The sequence below is a fragment of the Rhodocista pekingensis genome, from assembly GCF_042665545.1.
Classification (GTDB): Bacteria; Pseudomonadota; Alphaproteobacteria; order Azospirillales; family Azospirillaceae; genus Rhodocista; species Rhodocista pekingensis.
On sequence record NZ_JBHTCM010000015.1, the window covers coordinates 38,830 to 57,009 of the forward strand.

The 18,180-nt window shown below is 70.2% G+C and carries 15 protein-coding genes; 10 read left to right on the forward strand and 5 right to left on the reverse strand.

Features of this window, described 5'->3' with window-relative positions; all coding sequences use genetic code 11:
* Window positions 1-62 precede the first annotated feature (62 nt).
* From ACFQPS_RS14255 to mnhG, 9 genes are all read left to right on the forward strand, one after another.
* On the forward strand, window positions 63-4,904 hold the full coding sequence (locus ACFQPS_RS14255) for an alpha-2-macroglobulin family protein (protein WP_377359888.1): 4,842 nt from the start codon (window positions 63-65) through the stop codon (window positions 4,902-4,904).
* Between the two features lie 152 nt (window positions 4,905-5,056).
* The gene (locus ACFQPS_RS14260; RefSeq protein WP_377359889.1) at window positions 5,057-6,046 is read left to right on the forward strand and encodes a calcium/sodium antiporter; all 990 of its coding nucleotides are present in this window, start codon (window positions 5,057-5,059) and stop codon (window positions 6,044-6,046) included.
* 389 nt (window positions 6,047-6,435) lie between these two features.
* Window positions 6,436-8,853, forward strand: a complete 2,418-nt coding sequence (locus ACFQPS_RS14265) for a putative monovalent cation/H+ antiporter subunit A (RefSeq protein WP_377359890.1) — start codon at window positions 6,436-6,438, stop codon at window positions 8,851-8,853.
* Window positions 8,850-9,281 carry a Na+/H+ antiporter subunit B gene (locus ACFQPS_RS14270; protein ID WP_377359891.1) on the forward strand — a complete coding sequence of 144 codons (432 nt, stop codon included), beginning with the start codon at window positions 8,850-8,852 and terminating at the stop codon, window positions 9,279-9,281. The genes ACFQPS_RS14265 and ACFQPS_RS14270 overlap by 4 nt, the downstream gene beginning before the upstream one ends.
* A gap of 3 nt (window positions 9,282-9,284) precedes the next feature.
* Window positions 9,285-9,695 carry a Na+/H+ antiporter subunit C gene (locus ACFQPS_RS14275; RefSeq protein ID WP_377359892.1) on the forward strand — a complete coding sequence of 137 codons (411 nt, stop codon included), beginning with the start codon at window positions 9,285-9,287 and terminating at the stop codon, window positions 9,693-9,695.
* Entirely contained in the window at window positions 9,695-11,224 is a 1,530-nt protein-coding gene (locus ACFQPS_RS14280) for a Na+/H+ antiporter subunit D (protein WP_377359893.1), read from the forward strand. Before ACFQPS_RS14275 ends, ACFQPS_RS14280 begins: the two co-directional genes overlap by 1 nt.
* A complete protein-coding gene (locus ACFQPS_RS14285) occupies window positions 11,221-11,694 on the forward strand; it encodes a Na+/H+ antiporter subunit E (protein WP_377359894.1) in 474 nt (157 codons plus the stop codon). The genes ACFQPS_RS14280 and ACFQPS_RS14285 overlap by 4 nt, the downstream gene beginning before the upstream one ends.
* Complete coding sequence (locus ACFQPS_RS14290) at window positions 11,691-12,077, forward strand: MrpF/PhaF family protein (RefSeq protein ID WP_377359895.1); 387 nt, start codon at window positions 11,691-11,693, stop codon at window positions 12,075-12,077. Before ACFQPS_RS14285 ends, ACFQPS_RS14290 begins: the two co-directional genes overlap by 4 nt.
* On the forward strand, window positions 12,064-12,564 hold the full coding sequence (gene mnhG / locus ACFQPS_RS14295; RefSeq protein ID WP_377359896.1) for a monovalent cation/H(+) antiporter subunit G: 501 nt from the start codon (window positions 12,064-12,066) through the stop codon (window positions 12,562-12,564). Before ACFQPS_RS14290 ends, mnhG begins: the two co-directional genes overlap by 14 nt.
* Window positions 12,565-12,656: 92 nt before the next feature.
* Here mnhG and ACFQPS_RS14300 read toward each other — a convergent pair whose 3' ends face one another.
* Window positions 12,657-13,175: a cold-shock protein gene (locus ACFQPS_RS14300; RefSeq protein ID WP_377359897.1), complete on the reverse strand. Its 519-nt coding sequence runs from the start codon at window positions 13,173-13,175 to the stop codon at window positions 12,657-12,659.
* Between the two features lie 350 nt (window positions 13,176-13,525).
* On the opposite strand from ACFQPS_RS14300, the gene ACFQPS_RS14305 reads away from it, so the two are divergent.
* Window positions 13,526-15,232, forward strand: a complete 1,707-nt coding sequence (locus ACFQPS_RS14305) for a long-chain-fatty-acid--CoA ligase (protein ID WP_377359898.1) — start codon at window positions 13,526-13,528, stop codon at window positions 15,230-15,232.
* Between the two features lie 252 nt (window positions 15,233-15,484).
* Here ACFQPS_RS14305 and ACFQPS_RS14310 read toward each other — a convergent pair whose 3' ends face one another.
* From ACFQPS_RS14310 to ACFQPS_RS14325, 4 genes are all read right to left on the reverse strand, one after another.
* Window positions 15,485-16,798, reverse strand: a complete 1,314-nt coding sequence (locus tag ACFQPS_RS14310; RefSeq protein ID WP_377359899.1) for an ImmA/IrrE family metallo-endopeptidase — start codon at window positions 16,796-16,798, stop codon at window positions 15,485-15,487.
* Window positions 16,795-17,226 (reverse strand): hypothetical protein, encoded by a 432-nt coding sequence (locus ACFQPS_RS14315; protein WP_377359900.1) that lies wholly within the window; start codon window positions 17,224-17,226, stop codon window positions 16,795-16,797. The genes ACFQPS_RS14310 and ACFQPS_RS14315 overlap by 4 nt, the downstream gene beginning before the upstream one ends.
* 175 nt (window positions 17,227-17,401) lie before the next feature.
* Window positions 17,402-17,755 (reverse strand): HesB/IscA family protein, encoded by a 354-nt coding sequence (locus ACFQPS_RS14320; protein WP_012565716.1) that lies wholly within the window; start codon window positions 17,753-17,755, stop codon window positions 17,402-17,404.
* A 28-nt stretch (window positions 17,756-17,783) separates the two neighbouring features.
* Complete coding sequence (locus ACFQPS_RS14325) at window positions 17,784-18,173, reverse strand: SUF system Fe-S cluster assembly protein (protein WP_377359901.1); 390 nt, start codon at window positions 18,171-18,173, stop codon at window positions 17,784-17,786.
* Window positions 18,174-18,180: the final 7 nt, after the last annotated feature.

The following is an 18,180-nucleotide window of genomic DNA, read 5'->3' on the forward strand; positions in this document are numbered from 1 at the left end:
ATGTGCCTGTCCCATCCCCCGGTTCCCCGCCCCGACGAGACCCCATCCTGTCCGCCACGCCCATGAAGCGCCCTTCGCCGCGTCTCTCCCTCGCCGCCCTCCTGATTGCCGCCTGCCTGACAGCGGGCGGGGCGGCGGCCCAGATTTCCGGCCCGGGCCCCGCCGGACGCCCGGCCCCGACCCCGGCCCCGGTCGCCGGGCCGAAGGTCGAATCGAAGCCGGCCGTCCCGGCGGCCTTCGGCATCACCGGCGTGGAGGTGGCGGCCGAGCGCGACCGGCCGCAGGTCTGCTTCCGCTTCAACCGGGATCTGCCCCGGCCGCGGCGCAGCGCCCCCGACCTGGGCAGGTTCGTCAATGTCGCCCCGGCCGCCGACTACACGGTGGTGGCGCGCGACCGCGACCTCTGCCTGGAGGGGCTGGGCCACGGCCAGCGCTTCACCGTCACCCTGGGGGCCGGGCTGCCGACCGCCGACGGCACGGAAGCCCTGGCGGAGCCGGTGACGCGCGAGGTCTCGGTCGCCGACCGCAAGCCGACGCTGACCTTCCGCGGCCAGGGCTACATCCTGCCGCGCGTCGGCGGGGACGGGCTGCCGCTGCGCACGGTGAACGTGGAACGCGCCCGGTTGCAGGTCATGCGGATCAACGACCGCGCCCTGGTGGAGCGCATCTACTGGGGGCGCATGAACCAGAGCCTGACCGACTTCGACGTCGGCATCCTGCTGGACGAGAAGGCGGAGGTGGTCTGGAAGGGGGAGATGACGGTCGGCAACACGCCGAACCGCACGGTCGTCACCCCGTTCCCCATCGACCAGGTGCTCGGCGCGCTGCCGCCGGGCGTCTATGTCGCGGTGGCGGAGAACGCGGCCCTGCCGGTCAGCGCCTGGGACCTGCGCGCGACCCAGTGGTTCGTCGTCTCCGACATCGGGCTGACCAGCTTCCGTGCCGGCAACGGCCTGTTCGTCTTCGCCCGCAGCCTCGGCACGGCCGATCCGCTGCCGGGGGTGGAACTGCGTCTGGTCGCCCGCGGCAACCAGGAGCTGGGCCGGGCCGTCACCGGCCCCGACGGTCTGGCGCGCTTCGACCCCGCGCTGCTGACCGACGGGGAGAAGGCGCCGCAGGCCCTGTTCGCCACCGCCCAGGGCGGCGACTTCTCCCTGCTGGACTTCGGCACCCCGGCTGTGGAGCTGGGCACCCGTGGCGCCGGCGGCCGGGCCGAACCCGGACCGCTGGACGTCTGGCTGGCGACCGACCGGACGGCCTACCGGCCGGGAGCCACCGTGCATCTGACGGCCCTGCTGCGCGATCCCGACGCCCGCGCCGTGACCGGCCGGTCGCTGACCCTGCGCCTGTCCCGCCCGGACGGGCTGGAAACCGCCCGGCTGGCCCTGAACGACGGCGGCGAGGGCGGCTATTCCGCCGACCTCGACCTGCCGGCCACCGCCCCCGCCGGCCGCTGGAGCCTGACCGCGCACGAGCGGCCCGACGGCCCCGCCATCGGCCGCGCCGAGTTCCAGGTCGGCGAGGTGGCGCCGGCCCGGCTCGACCTTTCCCTCAACGCCGACCGCCGCCGCATCGCCGCGGACGGCAAGGCGACCCTCTACATGCGGGCGCGGCTGCCCGGTTCCGGTGCGGCTTCCGGCCTGCCGGGCGAGCTGGCGCTGACCCTCCGCCCCGCCGCCAAGCCCTATCCGGGCTATGAGGAGTTCCGGTTCGGGCTGGCGCAGGAGGATCTGGAGCCGCAGCGCCGCGCCCTGCCGGGCTTCGTCACCCGCGGCGACGGCGGCGCCAGCGCCGCCCTGGACCTCACCCCGCTGCCGGAGACCAGCCGGCCGCTGGAGGCGGTGCTGCGCGCCACGGTCTACGACACCGGCGGCCGTCCGGCCGTGCGCGAGCTGGTGCTGCCGGTAGACAACCGCGCCTTCGCCCTGGGTATCCGTCCCAGCTTCGCCGGCGATGCCGTGCCGGAGGGGGCGACCGTGTCCTTCGACATCGTGGCCCTGGCCCCCGACGGCCAGCGCCTCGCCCGCGAGGACCTGTCCTGGGAGCTGTACGAGGAGGACTACGATTACCAGTGGTACGAGGCCGACGGCCGCTGGGACTACCGCGCCACGGTGAAGGACCGCCGGCTGACCGGCGGCACCCTGGACGTGGAGGCCGACCGGCCGGGCGTGATCGAGGAGCAGGTGAAGGCCGGCCGCTACCGGCTTGAGGTGTTCGACCCGGTCAGCGGCACGGCGTCCTCCGTCCGCTTCTCCGCCGGCTGGTGGGTCAGCGCCAAGCTGGGCGACATGCCCGACGCGGTCGATCTCGCGGTGATGGAGCCGCTGCACCAGCCCGGCGGCACCGCCCGCGTCTTCGTGCGCCCGCCTTACGACTCGACCGTGCTGGTGACGGTCGCGGACCGCAATGTCCGCCATACCGTGACCCGGGCCGTCGGCGCCGAGGGCGCCTTCCTCGACCTGCCGCTCGCCCCCGATCTGACGTCGGGCGCCTATATCCTCGCCACCGCGTTCGCGCCGGCCGATCCCGGCCGCCGGACCCTGCCGCGCCGCGCGGTCGGGGTCGCCTGGGTCGGGCTGGACCCGGCCCCGCGGACCCTGGGGGTGGAGATCGCGCCGCCGGAGCAGGCCCGTCCCGGCGCTCCGCTCACGGTGCCGGTCAGCGTGACGGGGCTCGCCCCCGGCCAGCCGGCGCAACTGGTTCTGTTCGGCGCCGACCGCTCGCTGGTCGCCGCCGGCACGGCCGCGAGCCCCGACCCGGCCGCTTGGTTCCTGGGCAAGCGGCGGCTGACCGTGCAGATCCGCGACGTCTACGGCCGCCTGCTGGAGATGGCGGCCGGCACCGATCCTGCCCTTGCGGACGAGGGGCGTCCGGTGGCCCGGCCGGCGCCGCAGGCCACCCCGGCCTCCGATGCTCCCGTGACCCTCTATTCCGGGATCGTCACGGTCGGGGCCGACGGCCGGGCCGAGGTGCCGGTGCGGCTGCCGGAGGCGGAGGCGTCGCTGCGCCTGACCGCCATCGCCTGGAGCGCCGACAAGCTCGGCCGCGGCGAGGCGGGGCTGGAGGTGCGCGATCCCGTGGTCACCGATTTCGAGCTGCCCGGCGTGCTCGCCGTCGGCGACGCCGTGTCCCTGCGTCTCAGCCTGGAGAACGTGGCCGGTCCGCGCGGCGCCTACACGGCGAACCTCGCGGCCGAGGGGCCGATCGCCATCGACAACGGCACCATCGAGTTCAAGTCGGTGCAGCGCGGTCGCCGCGTCGCCGCCAACCGCACCCTGACCGCGACAGCGGCGGGGGAGGGGGCGCTGACCCTGACCGTCACCGGCCCGGAGGGGTTCGCGCTTTCGCGGACGGTTCCGGTCGTCGTGCGTCCGGTCCGCGGGCCGGTGGCGCGCACCCTGTCCGGCGAGCTTCCGCCCGGTGGCAGCGTCACGGCCACGCCGCAGGTCGCCGAGGGGCTGCTGCCCGACGGGGCCACCGTCGTGCTGGGCGTCGGGCCGTGGGACGATCTCGATCTGGCGGCGCTGCTGCTGACCGTCGATCCCCGCGGCAACGGCTCGGCCGAGCAGATGGCCGCGCGGCTGCTGCCTCTGCTCGTCGGCGATGCCGAGGTGCGGGAGCTTGGCCTGCTGTCGGATGAAGCCCTGAAGGATCGGGTCGGCGGCCTGATCGACCGGCTGGTGATGCGCCAGCGCGGCGACGGCGCCTATGCCCAGTGGACCCAGGACGGACCGGCCGATCCCTGGCTGACGGCCTTCATCCTGGATGTGCTGACCCGCGCGCGGGAGGCCGGTTACGCCGTGCCGGAGGCGGGCTACCGCCGCGGTCTGGACTGGCTGGTCCGCACCATCGGCAATGCCTGGGTGGACGAGGCGGACCTGCCCGGCCGCGCCTACGCCCTCTATGCCGCGGCGCGGGCGAAGGTCATCGATGCGGCGCCCGTGCGCTACTTCTATGAGACGCACTTCGCCAAGCTGCCGACCCGGCTGGCCCGGGCCCAGGTGGCCGGCGCCTTCGCCCTGCTGGGGGACGGCGAGCGGGCGGCGGCGGCCTTCGCCCAGCTCGACCTGGAGGGGGCCCGCGCCACGCCGGTGCCCCTGCGCGACTATGGCAGCGACCTGCGCGACCGTGCCGGGGCGCTGGCGCTGCTGGCGGCCGGCGGCGCCGATCCCGAGCGGCTGGCGGCGGAGGTGGCGTCCGTGCGCGGCCTGCTGCGCGATCCCGGCCGGACCAGCGCGCAGGAGCGGGCATGGCTGATCCTGGCGGCCCGGGAGCTGGCGGCCCGCTCCGGCGGCTTCAGCGTCAGCGTGGACGGCACGGCCGAACAGCGCGAACGGCCCCTGCTGCGCCGGCTGCCCCCCGGCAGCGGGAGCCTCACCGTGCAGAACACGGGCGAGCGACCGCTGCACCGCTCGCTGACGGCCGTGGGACTTCCCGCCGGGGAGCCCGAGGCGGCGGCGAACGGGTTCACGCTGACCCGCACCATCCTGGACCGGCGCGGCCGGCCGGTCGATCTGGCCAAGCTGCGCCCGGGAGATCTGCTGGCCGTCGTGCTGGAAGGCCGCGCGACCCAGCCGGTGACAGGTCCGGTGCAGGTGGTGGACACGCTGCCGGCCGGCTTCGCGGGGGAGACGCTGCGTCTGGCCGGCAGCAGCCAGTTGGGCGATCTGTCCTGGATCGGCACCCTGTCGGAGACGGCGCAGGCCGAGTTCCAGGAGGGGCGCTTCACCGCCGCCCTGGACCCGCTGCCCGCCGACGGCAGCTTCAGGCTGGTCTATCTCGTCCGCGCCTCGGTGCCGGGCCGCTATGCCCTGCCGCCGGCCCGGGTCGAGGACCAGGCCGATCCGGACCGCTTCGCGCGCACCGCGCCGGGAACCGTCACCATCCAGGCGGGCCGCGGCTGATCCCTGCCCGGAAACGACGGTTCCTGCCCTGCCGGGGGTAATCCCGCGGCAGGGCGGGAATCGTGCGGTCTTGGAATTCCGCACGCCCGCCCAATCTATGCGTCGGCCGCGGTCTTCCGTGGCCGGCAATTACCGGACGGAAGACCGCGGACATGATCTATCTCTCCATTCTGGCCGGCCTGGCCCTGCTCCTGGCCGGTGGCGAATTCCTTGTGCGCGGCGCCGTGGCCGTGGCGAAGCGGCTGGGGGTCTCCCCCCTTCTCATCGGTCTGACCCTGGTCGGATTCGGCACCTCGACCCCGGAGCTGATGGCCAGCGTGCAGGCCGCGCTTCAGGGGTCCAGCGGCATCGCCGTCGGCAACGTGGTCGGCTCCAACATCGCCAACATCCTGCTGATCCTGGGCCTGTCGGCGGTCATCATCCCGCTGCCGGTGGACCGGGGTGCCCTGCGCCGGGATGGCTTCGTGGCGGTCGCTGCGGCCCTGCTCGCCACCGCCTTCTGCCTGATCGGATCGTTCGACCGCATCGTCGGCGGCGTCTTCGTGCTGCTGCTGGCCGGCTACCTCTACTGGGCCTACCGCACCGAGCAGGTGGAGATCGCGGCGACCGGCCACGCCCAGCACGCCGACGGCGCCGCGACCATCCCGGCCACGGGCCTGCTGCCGGCGGTGGCGATGGCGCTGGGCGGGCTGGCGGCGATCGTGTTCGGTGCCGATCTGCTGGTCGGCGGCGCCATCGTGCTGGCCGAGAGGGTCGGTGTCTCCGACGAGGTGATCGGGCTGACCCTGGTGGCCGTCGGCACCTCGCTGCCGGAACTGGTGACCTCGGTGATGGCGGCGCTGCGCCGGCAGCCCGAACTGGCCTTCGGCAACATCATCGGCTCCAACATCTACAACGTCTTCGGCATCCTGGGTGTGACCGCGCTGGTGAAGCCGATCCCGGCCCCGCCGCAGATCGCGGCCTTCGACACCTGGGTGATGGTGGCGGTGACGCTGCTGCTGATCCTGTTCGCCGTGACCTCGTCGCGGATCAAGCGCTGGGAGGGGCTGGTCATGCTGGCCCTCTATGCCGCCTATCTCGGGGTCCAGACCAGTCCGTTCCTGCGCGGTGCCATCGGTCTGGCCGCCCCCGCTGCCGGATGAGGGGACCCGCCGCCGAGGTGAGGCCGGCGACCCGCGTGTCTTCGGGAAGGGCAGGTTCAGATGCCCTGTCGATCCCGACAGGGAGGCAACAGGGATTATTCCGTCATTAGTGACGTTCTTCGGCTCTGGATTTGGGTTGATCCGGAGCGCGCCACCCCCATATAGGCGACAACCAGGCACGGGGCGGTGCGGGACAGGTCCGTATTGCCGCGCGCCGGACCCACCGGCCGCGGGTTGTGCCCCGCGGCAGCCGGATCAAGGTGAAAGGACGCCGCCGGTCGCCCTCCGGGTGCCGGTCCGGCTTTCCATTGGCCGGCCGCAACGGTGGACCATGACAGGGGACCCGGCCGGGGCACGGGCGGGCGTGACGGGACAGGGGACAAGGGCTGATGCTGACAGCGGTGCTGGTGATCTTCCTGCTGGCGGCGATCGCGCCCACGGTGCATCGCGTCCTTCCCGGGATCTCCCACTGGCTGCTGGCCGCCGTTCCCGCCGCTGTCACCCTCTGGTTCGCCAGTTTCCTTCCCGCCGTGGGCGCGGGGGAGGTGGTGCTCCAGGCCGTGCCCTGGGTGCCCTCCCTGGGGGTCGAGCTGGCCTTCCGCCTGGACGGGCTGTCGCTGCTGTTCGCCCTGCTGATCCTGGGGATCGGCACGCTGGTCGTGATCTATGCCGGCGGCTATCTGGAGGGCCACCCGCAGCTCGGCCGCTTCTACCTGTTCATCATCGCCTTCATGGCGTCGATGCTGGGGCTGGTCCTGGCCGACGACGTGGTGACGCTGTTCGTCTTCTGGGAGATGACCAGCATCACCTCCTTCCTGCTGATCGGCTTCAACCACGAAGATGCGCGCTCGCGCCGCTCGGCGGTGCAGGCGCTGCTGGTCACCGCCACCGGCGGGCTGGCGCTGCTGGCCGGGCTGGTGCTGCTGGGCATGGCCGGCGGCACCTGGACCCTGTCGGGGATCGAGGCGTCCGGGGTGGACCTGCGGGCGCATGCGCTCTATCTGCCGATCCTGGTGCTGGTCCTGGTCGGCGCCTTCACCAAGTCGGCGCAGGTGCCGTTTCATTTCTGGCTGCCCAACGCCATGGACGCGCCGACCCCGGTCAGCGCCTACCTGCACTCCGCCACCATGGTGAAGGCCGGCGTCTATCTGCTGGCGCGGCTGAACCCGACCCTGGGCGGGACCGAGGTCTGGATGCTGACCCTGGCCGGGTTCGGCACCGTGACCGCGCTCTGGGGCGGGCTGATGGCCTTGCGCTCCACCGACCTCAAGCGGGTGCTGGCCTACACGACACTGATGGCGCTGGGCACCCTGACCATGCTGGTCGGGCTGGGGACGGAATACGCGATCAAGGCCTATGCCGCCTTCCTGCTGGCGCACAGCCTCTACAAGGGCTCCCTCTTCATGGGCGCGGGCTCCGTCGATCATGGGGCCGGCGGGCGCGACCTGAGCGAGCTGTCGGGGCTGTGGTCCAGCATGAAGGTGACCGGCGTCGCCATCGCCCTTGCCGCCCTTTCCATGGCCGGGCTGCCGCCTTTCTTCGGCTTCATCGGCAAGGAATTCATGTATTCGGGCATGCTGGAGGCGGGCGGGCTGGGCCTGCTGGTGATCGCCGGCATGGTGCTCGCCAACGCCACCATGCTGGGCGCGGCCGGGCTTGTCTTCTGGAAGCCCTTCACCGGCGCGCCCTCCGCTCTGGCGGCCGGGGCGCATGAGGGCGGGCCGGCGCTCTGGCTCGGCCCGGTGGTGCTGGCGGTCCTGGGGCTCGTGTTCGGTCTCGGCGCCATCCCGCAGACGGGGCTGGGCGAGGGGCTGCTCGGCGCCGTGGCTGTCGCCGTGGCCGGCCGGCCGGTGCCGTTCGACCTCTATCTCTGGCACGGATTCAGCCCCGCGCTCGGCCTCTCGGCCCTGACCATCGCCCTGGGCTTCGGGCTGTTCCTCGGGCTGGCGCCGGTCAAGCGCGCGCTGGCGGCCCTGGCCCGGGTCAGCCGGATCAATGTGGACGCCGCCTGGGACCACATCCTGGCCGGCCTCCAGGCGCTGGCGGAGGCGACGACCCGGCGGCTCCAGACCGGCCGGCTGCGCGACTACATGCTGGCATCCTTCCTGACGCTCGCCATCCTGCCCGGCGCCACGCTGCTGCTGCGCGACGGGCTGCGGTTCCCGGCCCTGCCGCCGGAGATCGCCTATCTCGGCCTCTTCATGGCCGGGCTGATGGTGGTCGGCACGGTCGGCACGATCCTGGCCCGCTCGCGCCTGGGGGCGATCGTCTCCCTGTCGGTGGTGGGGCTCTCCATCGCCATGTTCTTCCTGGTCTACGGCGCCCCCGACGTGGGCATCACCCAGCTCATGGTGGAGACGCTGACCGTCATCATCATCGTGCTGGTGCTGGCGAAGCTGCCCTCCTTCCGGCGGGCCGAGGACGGGACAGCCGGTGAGCGCGCCCGCAACGCCGTGGTCGCCGTGGCCGTCGGCGCCGTCACGACGGCCATCGTGCTGGCGGTGGTGTCGGTGCCCTATGAGCTGGACCTCACCCGCTTCTTCGCGGAGAAGAGCTATCTTGAGGGCTTCGGCCGCAACGTCGTGAACGTCATCCTGGTGGACTTCCGTGCCTTCGACACGCTGGGCGAGATCAGCGTGGTGGCGGTGGCGGGGCTGGGCGTCTATGCGCTGCTGAAGGCCCGCATCGGCCGGCCGGACCCGGACGCCGGGGACGCCACGCTGCCGGACGCCCCCCCTGACGGCCCGCCCGACCGGTCCCTGGCCGGACCCCGCCCCGCCCTGGACAGCGCCGGAGAGCCGCGATGATCCACTCCCTCATCCTCCAGACGGCGACCCGCATGCTGATCGCCCTGATGCTGGTCTTCGCCCTGTTCATCCTGTGGCGCGGCCACAACGAACCCGGCGGCGGCTTCATCGGCGGGCTGATCGCGGCGGTGGCCGTGGCGCTGCACGGGCTGGCCTTCGGCGCCAAGGAGATGCGCCGCATCCTGGTCGCGGACCCGCGCAAGGTGCTGGCGGCGGGGCTGGCGCTCGCCGTCGGATCGGGCCTGTTCGCGCTGTTCAAGGCGGGTGGGCCGCTGCCTTTCATGACCGGGGCCTGGTACGTGACCTACACGGAGACGGGGGAGAAGGCGTTCGCCATCGGCACCCCGGTGCTGTTCGACGTCGGCGTCTTCCTGGTCGTGGTCGGCGCCATCGTCGCCATGGTCCAGGCCCTGATGGAGGAGCAGTAAGCCATGGAAGTGGTGATGGCCTTCGTCATCGGCATCCTGGTCGCCGGCAGCGTCTATCTGCTGCTGTCCCGCAACGTCCTGCGCGCCGTGTTCGGCGTGATCCTGCTGTCGAACGCGGTGAACCTCGTGATCCTCACGGTCGGCGGGCTGTCGCTGGGCCTGCCGCCCCTGATCGGGCCGGAGGCCAAGGTCCTGGCCGAGCCCTATTCCAATCCGCTGCCGCAGGCCCTGATCCTGACGGCCATCGTGATCGGCTTCGGCCTGCTGTCCTTCGCGTTGGCGCTGGTCTACCGCGCCTATCAGGAACTGGGGACGCTGGACAGCGACGGCATGCGTGTGGCCGAACCCCCGGAAGCGGGACCCGCCGCCGATGCCGGTGAGATGGCCGACGCCCGCAGGCGGGAGGCGGCGTGATGGTCGCCTGGCTTGTCGTTTCCCCCATCCTGGTGCCGCTGACGACGGCGGCCCTGTGCGGCCTGCTCTGGGGCCGGGTGAAGGCGCAGCGCGCCGTCTCCCTCACCGGGTCCGTGCTGCTGGCGATCTGCGCCGCCCTTCTGCTGGGGCAGGTGGCGGAGCACGGCATCACCGTCGCGCAGATGAGCAACTGGCCGGCCCCCTTCGGCATCACCCTGGTGGCCGACCGGCTGGCCGCGGTGATGGTGCTGGTGGCCTCGGTCATGGCCGTGGCCGCCGCCGTCTATGCCCTGGGGGACATCGACCCGGTGCGGGAGCGCAACGGCTTTCATCCGGTCTTCCAGGTTCTGATGGTTGGCGTCTGCGGCTCCTTCGTCACGGGCGACCTGTTCAATCTCTATGTCTGGTTCGAGGTGATGCTCATCAGCAGCTTCATGCTGCTGGCCCTGGGCGGGCGCCGCGACCAGATCGACGGCGCCGTCAAGTACGCCCTGCTGAACCTGATCGCCACGGCCGCCTTCCTGATGGCGGTGGCGCTGCTCTACGGCATGACCGGCACCCTGAACATGGCGGACCTCGCCCTGCGCCTGCGCACGGTGGAGGCGCCGGGAACGGTCACCACGGTGGCGGTGCTGTTCATCATCGCCTTCGGCATGAAGGCGGCGGTGTTCCCGCTGTTCTTCTGGCTGCCGGCCAGCTACCACACCCCGGCCGTGGCGGTGCAGGCGATCTTCGCCGGGCTGCTGACCAAGGTCGGCGTCTACGCCCTGCTGCGCACCTTCACCCTGATCTTCGTCGGCGATGTCGGCTACACCCACGGGCTGATGCTGTGGATCGCCGGCCTGACCATGGTGGCGGGGGTGCTGGGGTCGCTGGCGGTGTCGGACCTGCGCCGGGCCTTCTCCTGGCAGGTGGTGGCGCATATCGGCTACATGGTGATGGGGCTGGCGCTCTATACGCCCCTGGCTATCGCCGGCGCCGTCTTCTATCTGGTCCACGACATCGTGGTGAAGACCAACCTGTTCCTGGGGGCCGGGCTGGCTCGGCGGCTGACCGGCAGCCACGAACTGCCGGCCATGGGCGGGTTGTTCAAGGCGGCGCCGCTGCTGGCGGTGGTGATGTTCGTGCCGCTGGCCTCGCTCGCGGGCTTTCCGCCGCTGTCCGGCTTCTGGTCCAAGCTGGTCCTGCTGGAGGCCGGCCTGGAGCGTGAGGCCTATGTCATCGTCGCGGTTTCCCTGGTGGTCAGCCTGCTGACCATGTGGCTGGTCGGCCGCATCTGGGCCGAGCTGTTCTGGAAGCCGCACCCGGCGGGAGCGGCCGCCGGCACCGCGTCGCTGTCGCCCGGCGGCCGTTTCGCGCTGGTGGCGCCGCTGGTGCTGCTGTCCGGCCTGACCGTCGCCATCGGCCTGTTCGCCGAGCCGGTGATGGCCCTGGCCCGCGATGCCGCCGCGGAACTGATGCATCCCGAGCCCTACATCCGCGCCGTCCTGGGGCGGGGGCTGCCCGCGACGGCGGAGGCGCTGCCATGACGCTGCTGCTGCTGAACATCCTGCTCGCCATCGCGTGGATGGCGGTGAACGGCGATTTCAGCCTGACGGGGCTGCTGGTCGGGCTGACGCTGGGCCATCTGGTGCTGTACATCGCCCGGCCGATGTTCCCGAACGACGGTTTCTTCCGCCGCCTGTGGGGCGGGGTGGGCTTCTTCTTCTGGTTCCTCAAGGAGCTGTGGCTGTCCAGCATCCGCGTGGCGAAGGCGGTGCTGTCGCCCGGCATCGGGGCGCGGCCCGGCGTCATCGCCATGCCGCTGGACGCCCGCACCGACGCCGAGATCACGCTGGTGGCCTGCTGCATCACGCTGACGCCCGGCACGCTCAGCCTGGACGTCTCCCCCGACCGGCGCACGCTCTACATCCACGCCATGTTCGTGGACGATCCCGAGCGCCTGAAGCAGGAGACCAAGGACACGATGGAGCGCCGCATCCTGGAGTTCATGCGATGAACCTGGACCTCATGCCCCCCGGCATCGGCACCATGACGCCGTTCCTCGCCCTCTGCGTGGATCTGGGCATGCTGGTGATGCTGGTCTCCTTCGTGCTCTGCGTCGTGCGGCTGCTGCGCGGCCCGACGCTGCCCGACCGCATCGTGGCGCTGGACCTGTTCGGGCTGCTGGCGGTGGCCTTCATCGCGCTCTATGCGCTCTGGGACGGCAAGGCCGTGTTCGTGGACGCCGCCATCGCCCTGGCGCTGGTGGCCTTCTTCGGCACCGTCGCCTATGCCCGCTTCGTCGAGCAGCTCGGCGGCCGTCTGCGCCCGGGCAGCGGCGGTCCCGCCGCGGCCGATCCGCAGCCGGAGGGGAAGGGGGCGTCGCATGACCGCGCATGAGATCGTGCAGGCCGTCGCCGGCCTTCTGGTGCTGGGTGGCGCCTTCTTCTGCTTCGTAGCGGCCCTGGGGATCGTGCGGTTGCAGGACGTGCTGATCCGGATGCACGCCTCCTCCAAGGCGGGGACGCTGGGGGCGGGGATGATCCTGCTGGCGGTCGCCCTCTACTTCGCGGAGGTCTCCGTCGCCGCCCGGGCCGTGGCCGCCATCGCCTTCCTGGTGGTGACAGCGCCCGTGGCGTCGCACATGATCGGCCGTGCCGCCTATGTCTACGGCATCACGCTCTGGGAGGGCACGGTGCTGGACGAGATGCGCGGGCGCCTGATCCCGCCCAAGGCGGGCACCCCGCCCGGGGCCACGGCCGTGCCGGACGGGGCGGCACAGGCCCCCGCCGCAGCGCAGGCCCCCACCGGGACGGAGCTTGCCCGGTCCGACACCGCACGGCCGGGCGGCCTGCCGGAGAGCCCGCTCGGGAACTCCGCAGGCTGACGCGGGCCGCAGGCTGAAGCGGGCCCGCCGCAGGCAGAGACATGCCGGCAGGCCCCGGCAGCCGTGCCGGGCGGGCCCGTCAGAGGACTCTGTCAGTCCAGAAGCTGGATCCAGGTGGCTTCGCGGCCCTTCGGTGCCTCGGTCACGCGCATCAGCACGCGCTCACCGGATTGCAGGCTTTCCAGCCCGGCGCGGCGCAGGATGCTCTTGTGGACGAACACGTCCTTGCCGCCGTCATCGGTGGTGACGAAGCCGAAGCCCTTGTCGTCCTTGAACCATTTGACCGATCCCTCCAGCTCGACCTCGGGGCCGCCGGGGGCGGCGCGGGACGGGGCCGGGCGCTCCCGCCGGGGGGCGCCGCCGATCACGTCCACCAGCCGGATGACCTGGGGTCCCTTCGGGCCGGGGCCGATGACGACCATCACCTCCGCCCCCTCGGCCAGATCGGACAGGCCGACGCGGCTCAGCACCGAGGCGTGCAGGAAGGCGTCCGGCGTTCCATCGGACGGGGCGACGAACCCGAAGCCCTTGACGCCGTTGAACCATTTGACGGTGGCCCGGACGGGCGGACCGTCCAGTCCGGAGGGGGAGGGATAGTCGTAGTGCGACAAGCGAGTCGACCCTTGCCAGTCCTGCGGACCGCCGCCCCGCAGGGTGCGGTTCCGGTTGCCTGGACCAAATAGTTGCACAGAGGAGCTTCCGCCGCCACTACGTTTTTGCAGCAGGGCGCGGGGGGCTACCCCGCGCGGCACCTTGGCCCGTTCCGGGCTGGACTGCGCATCCCTTGGCCTTCTCTACCCCCTGCGGGGGTCGGATTGTGCGCTGCACCATCCTGCGGACGGAACTGTCCATCCGGTGAGGGGGGGCAGTATTTTCTTGAGATGGTTAGCGGACTTGCAGATATAGGAACCAAGCCGCCGTCCTGAAGGAAGCGGCAGTTCCGGGAGCGGGAGTGACCAAGATGGCCGACGCGGCCGCCAGCGTGCAGCAGACCGAACATGTGTGGGAACGCCACTATCCCCAGGGGGTCGACTGGCATGCCGACATCCCCAAGCGGTCGCTGATCGAGCTGTTCGACACCGCCGTCGCCCGCTTCGGCGACAAGCCCTTCCTCGAATTCCTGGGCAAGCGCTACACCTACCGTCAGGTTTCCGCGCTGGTCGACCGCTTCGCCAAGGGGCTCCAGGGCCTGGGCGTGCGCAAGGGCCGCAGCGTCGGCCTGTTCCTGCCCAACACCCCCTATTTCGTGATCGCCTATTTCGGCGTGCTGAAGGCCGGGGGCACGGTCGTCAACTTCAACCCGCTCTATGCCGAGCGCGAGATCGCCAAGCAGATCGACGACAGCGAAACCACCATCATGGTGACGCTGGACGTCAAGGCGACCTACACCAAGCTGGCGCGCATGCTGGTGGAGACGCGGCTGGAGACGATCGTCGTCTGCCCCATGGCGGATGTCCTGCCGTTCCCGAAGAACTGGCTGTTCCCCGTCGTCCGCCGCCAGGATCTGGCCCTGATCCCGCACGATGCGCACCATGTCCGCTTCCGCGCGCTGACGGCCAACGACGGGCGCTTCACCCCCGTCGCCATCGACCCGGTGGAGGACGTGGCCGTCCTCCAGTACACCGGCGGCACCACCGGCGTGCCGAAGGGGGCGATGCTGACGCACGCCAACATCTACGCCAACACGGTGCAGGCGGCGCTGTGGTTCCCGGAGGCCGTGGACGGGGCGGAGCGCATGCTGGGCGTGCTGCCGCTGTTCCATGTCTTCGCCATGACCTGCGTGATGAACCTCACCATCTACAAGGGGGGGGAGATCATCCTGCTGCCGCGCTTCGATCTGGACCAGGTGCTGGAGACGATCGACAGGAAGAAGCCCACCCTGTTCCCCGCGGTGCCGACGATCTACACGGCGATCAACAACCACAAGCACCGCGAGAAGTACGACCTCTCCTCGATCAAGCTGTGCAACTCCGGCGGCGCGCCGCTGCCCGTGGAGGTGAAGGCGAAGTTCGAGGAGATCGCGGGCTGCAAGCTGGTGGAGGGCTACGGCCTCTCCGAAAGCTCGCCCGTCGCCACCATCAACCCGCCCGACGCCAGCGTCCCCGGCTCCATCGGCATGCCGCTGCCCGGCACCATCATCGAGATCATGAGCCTGGAGGACCGCTCCCGGCCCGTGGCCCTTGGCGAGCGGGGCGAGGTCTGCATCCGCGGCCCGCAGGTGATGAAGGGCTACTGGAAGCGCCCGGATGAGACGGCGAACACCATCGTCGACGGCCGCCTGCACACCGGCGATGTCGGCTACATGGACGAGCGCGGCTACACCTACATCGTGGACCGCATCAAGGACATGATCCTGGCCGGCGGCTACAACGTCTATCCGCGCAACGTGGAGGAGGCGATCTATCTGCACCCGGCGGTGCACGAGTGCATCGTCCTGGGCGTGCCCGACCCCTACCGCGGCCAGACCGTGAAGGCCTATATCCGCCTGGGCGAGGGGCAGAAGATGACGCCGGAGGAGCTGAAGGCGTTCCTCAAGGACAAGCTCAGCCCCATCGAGATGCCGAAGCAGGTGGAATTCCGCGAGGAACTGCCCAAGACCATGATCGGCAAGCTCTCCCGCAAGGCGCTGCTGGACGAACTGGAAGCCCAGGGCAAGGCCGCCGGCTGACGCCGGCGCCCCTGCCGGACGACGAGAACCCGCGGGAGAAGCCCTCCCGCGGGTTTTTTGTTGGGGATGAGGGGGGAGCGGCCCAGTTGCGATCCCATCAACCACGGAGCATGAAAACAGAGGATTCCAGTTCTGACCGGACACACGCTGGGGAGCACGTCACATGCCGTATCGACTTCTCCCGCGCCGGCGCGGCGTTAATCGCCTCCAGCGGGATGGACACTTCAATCAGCTTCTTGCGGGGGATGGTCATCAGGCAACGTCAAGATAATCAAAGGGATCACGGTCGATCACGCGGTTATTCTTCAGCAACCGGTTAATGACCATGGGGGACACGCGGAAATGCTCGGCGATTTCTTCCTGCCGATCCTCGGAGAAATCACCGCCGGCCATGCCCTTGACCGCGGCGATGGGGGCCAGCAGTTCCGCCGCAAAGGCGCGTTGCGCCTTTTGCCGGTAGGTACGCGCGTCCGTGACCGGAAACAGGCTGCCTTCATGCCGCATGATGCGGTCGCCGATCAGGCGCGCCAGCTCAAACCGCCGGTTTTCCGTGCGGGTACCGCTGAGGATTGCGGTGGCCATGCCGCCTTCATCCAGAAGGCCAAAGGAAAGCGGCCCCCGTGTCCGTTCCGGTGTCAAGATGGATAGCTGCGCGCCAGCCAGCGCCACCAGCTCCCGATCCCCGATCTGTCCATCACCGGCATCGGTCTGTGCCCGCACCCAATGGGCCAGTTCGACACCGATCTCATGGGCCGGGCAAGTACCCCAGGGCAGGCTACCGGCGGGTGCCAATGACACGCCGTCCCTTGCATTCATGGACTGCCCCTTCTGCCGCGCTAACGCCCGCAGTTCATCGGCCGTCATCAATTGTGCCGCATCGGGTGCTCCCATGGCGGCCAGACTGGCCAACTCGCCCATCGCCTCATCCCCCAAGGTACGGGCTTCGGCAAGGCGGGCATTCAGGATCGCTTCGTCCGCCTCGCCGGGATCATAACCCAGCTTGGCCTCCAACGCCCGATACCGCGCCAGTTCGGGGTTCGCCCGTTCAACGCGTAGTTCCTCCCAGACCGTGTGCAGATTGCTGGCTCTGACCGTGGCACCGTCCAGGCGCGAGAGGACCACACCGACAAAATGGTCAATCGCGGCTTCAACATCGGACCATTGAGCCAGAACCGGCATTGCCCCGAAATAGCGGAAAACAGTGTGGTCGTTCACCGACCGCCGGGATTCCAGAACGGCGCGGAACCCGTCGGAATGGATCGTCAGATTGGGCCAGACATAACCTTCGCCGATCGTGTTGAGGGCGTGTGCAAACTGCCAGGAATGGCCGGGCGGCGATGGGGGACGCGGCTCGCACTTCAACCGCCACCAGTTCCACGCCAGCCATTCCGCCAGATGATAGCCGGAGACAAGCGGCCCCTCACGCGGTCCGTCTATAAAAGTATCATAGCCCTGCGTCAGGGAACGGCCATCGGCGAGGAAAGTGACCAGACCAAAGGCTGCCTTCTCTTCCGGCGTGCCTTCTGTCAGGTGCTCAGGTGCCAGATGGATTCTAATCTGGGTCATGTGCGTTGCCGCCATTCAGCCAGGACATAGTCGCGCATGATCGACTCATTGGCCTTGTTCAGGCGGTAACCGTGATATGTTTGCCCATCCTCGCCCAGTTTCGCCTCATACGGCTCCTGGTCGCTATCCACAGCCCAGACATATTTTGGCAGACCACCCGCTGGAAAATTACTGACCATGCCGTGCTCGATGCCTTTAGTCAGAAGGCTTTGAGCCTCCGACTTCAGCACGTGCCGGATATCATCGCACATGCTTTTGCTGGGTCGTGGGTTGACGGGCGGAATGAACCCGTAATCGCCAGGGCGTTTCTTATGCAGCGCACTGCCACCATACCGAACCTGCCCCAGAACACGGGCAAGCTCCGTCGGTGGCACAGTTCCCCGTGCCGCAATCCGACGCTTGGTATTGTTGCCCTCTCGCTTTGCCATCTGGTCAGCCCAACGATGCATTCTATCTCGGCCGTGAAGGCGCACCGCTGAGCCTCCAGCGGAAAGGGGGGAGCGCTCCCAAGCGATCGGCCGGACCGCCGTCTGGCCTTCTACGGTACGGCAGTATCGGCGTCATCGCAACGAGGCCGGTGGCGTGGGGATCGTCCGGCGGGCCTCACACCGTGAAGCTCTCCCCGCAGCCGCAGCGGGCCTTTTCGTTGGGGTTGCGGAAGGTGAAGCCCGACTGGAAGCGGTCCTCCACATAGTCCATCTCGGAGCCGAGCAGGAACATGGTGGCGGCGGGGTCGATCAGGATGGTGACGCCCTTGTCCTCCACCACCTCCTCGAACTTCTTCCGGTCCTTGGCGTATTCGACGAAATAGCTCATGCCGGAGCAGCCGCGCGCCTTCACGCCGACGCGCAGGCCCAGGATCGGCTCGCTGCTGCGCGCCATCAGCAGCCGCACGCGCTCGGCGGCCGCGTCCGTCAGCGTCAGCGCCTTGGGGCGTTCCTTCAGGGTCGTGCTCATGGCCTGCGTCCTCCTGTCCGCCTGACGATCAGAACATGTCCAGGGCCACCCGGGCCTCGTCGCTCATCATCCCGGGGTGCCAGGACGGCTCCCAGACGATGTCCACGCTCACGGAGCGCACGCCCGCCACCGCCTCCACGGCGCGCTCCACCGTGCCCGGCATCTCCTCCGCCACGGGGCAGCCGGGGGCGGTGAGGGTCATCTCGATGCGGACGTCGCCGTCGGCGTCCACCTCGCATTTGTAGACGAGGCCCATCTCGTAGATGTTAACCGGGATTTCCGGGTCGTAGACGGTGCGCAGCGCCTCCACGACGCGGTCGTACAGCGGCGCGTCGGGCGGCAGCCGCTCCTCCGGCGGGATCTCCACCGGGTCGCCCATGGACAGGCCGGGCGCGATCGGCCGCATGGAATTCATCATCGTCCCA

What these genes read in the sequence shown, in the direction of transcription:
- ACFQPS_RS14255 (WP_377359888.1), top strand. Translation starts at nt 63, where the DNA reads ATGAAGCGCCCTTCGCCGCGTCTCTCCCTCGCCGCCCTCCTGATTGCC.
- ACFQPS_RS14260 (WP_377359889.1), top strand. Translation starts at nt 5,057, where the DNA reads ATGATCTATCTCTCCATTCTGGCCGGCCTGGCCCTGCTCCTGGCCGGT.
- ACFQPS_RS14265 (WP_377359890.1), top strand. Translation starts at nt 6,436, where the DNA reads ATGCTGACAGCGGTGCTGGTGATCTTCCTGCTGGCGGCGATCGCGCCC.
- ACFQPS_RS14270 (WP_377359891.1), top strand. Translation starts at nt 8,850, where the DNA reads ATGATCCACTCCCTCATCCTCCAGACGGCGACCCGCATGCTGATCGCC.
- ACFQPS_RS14275 (WP_377359892.1), top strand. Translation starts at nt 9,285, where the DNA reads ATGGAAGTGGTGATGGCCTTCGTCATCGGCATCCTGGTCGCCGGCAGC.
- ACFQPS_RS14280 (WP_377359893.1), top strand. Translation starts at nt 9,695, where the DNA reads ATGGTCGCCTGGCTTGTCGTTTCCCCCATCCTGGTGCCGCTGACGACG.
- ACFQPS_RS14285 (WP_377359894.1), top strand. Translation starts at nt 11,221, where the DNA reads ATGACGCTGCTGCTGCTGAACATCCTGCTCGCCATCGCGTGGATGGCG.
- ACFQPS_RS14290 (WP_377359895.1), top strand. Translation starts at nt 11,691, where the DNA reads ATGAACCTGGACCTCATGCCCCCCGGCATCGGCACCATGACGCCGTTC.
- mnhG (WP_377359896.1), top strand. Translation starts at nt 12,064, where the DNA reads ATGACCGCGCATGAGATCGTGCAGGCCGTCGCCGGCCTTCTGGTGCTG.
- ACFQPS_RS14305 (WP_377359898.1), top strand. Translation starts at nt 13,526, where the DNA reads ATGGCCGACGCGGCCGCCAGCGTGCAGCAGACCGAACATGTGTGGGAA.
- ACFQPS_RS14310 (WP_377359899.1), bottom strand. Translation starts at nt 16,798, where the DNA reads ATGACCCAGATTAGAATCCATCTGGCACCTGAGCACCTGACAGAAGGC.
- ACFQPS_RS14315 (WP_377359900.1), bottom strand. Translation starts at nt 17,226, where the DNA reads ATGGCAAAGCGAGAGGGCAACAATACCAAGCGTCGGATTGCGGCACGG.
- ACFQPS_RS14320 (WP_012565716.1), bottom strand. Translation starts at nt 17,755, where the DNA reads ATGAGCACGACCCTGAAGGAACGCCCCAAGGCGCTGACGCTGACGGAC.
- ACFQPS_RS14325 (WP_377359901.1), bottom strand. Translation starts at nt 18,173, where the DNA reads ATGATGAATTCCATGCGGCCGATCGCGCCCGGCCTGTCCATGGGCGAC.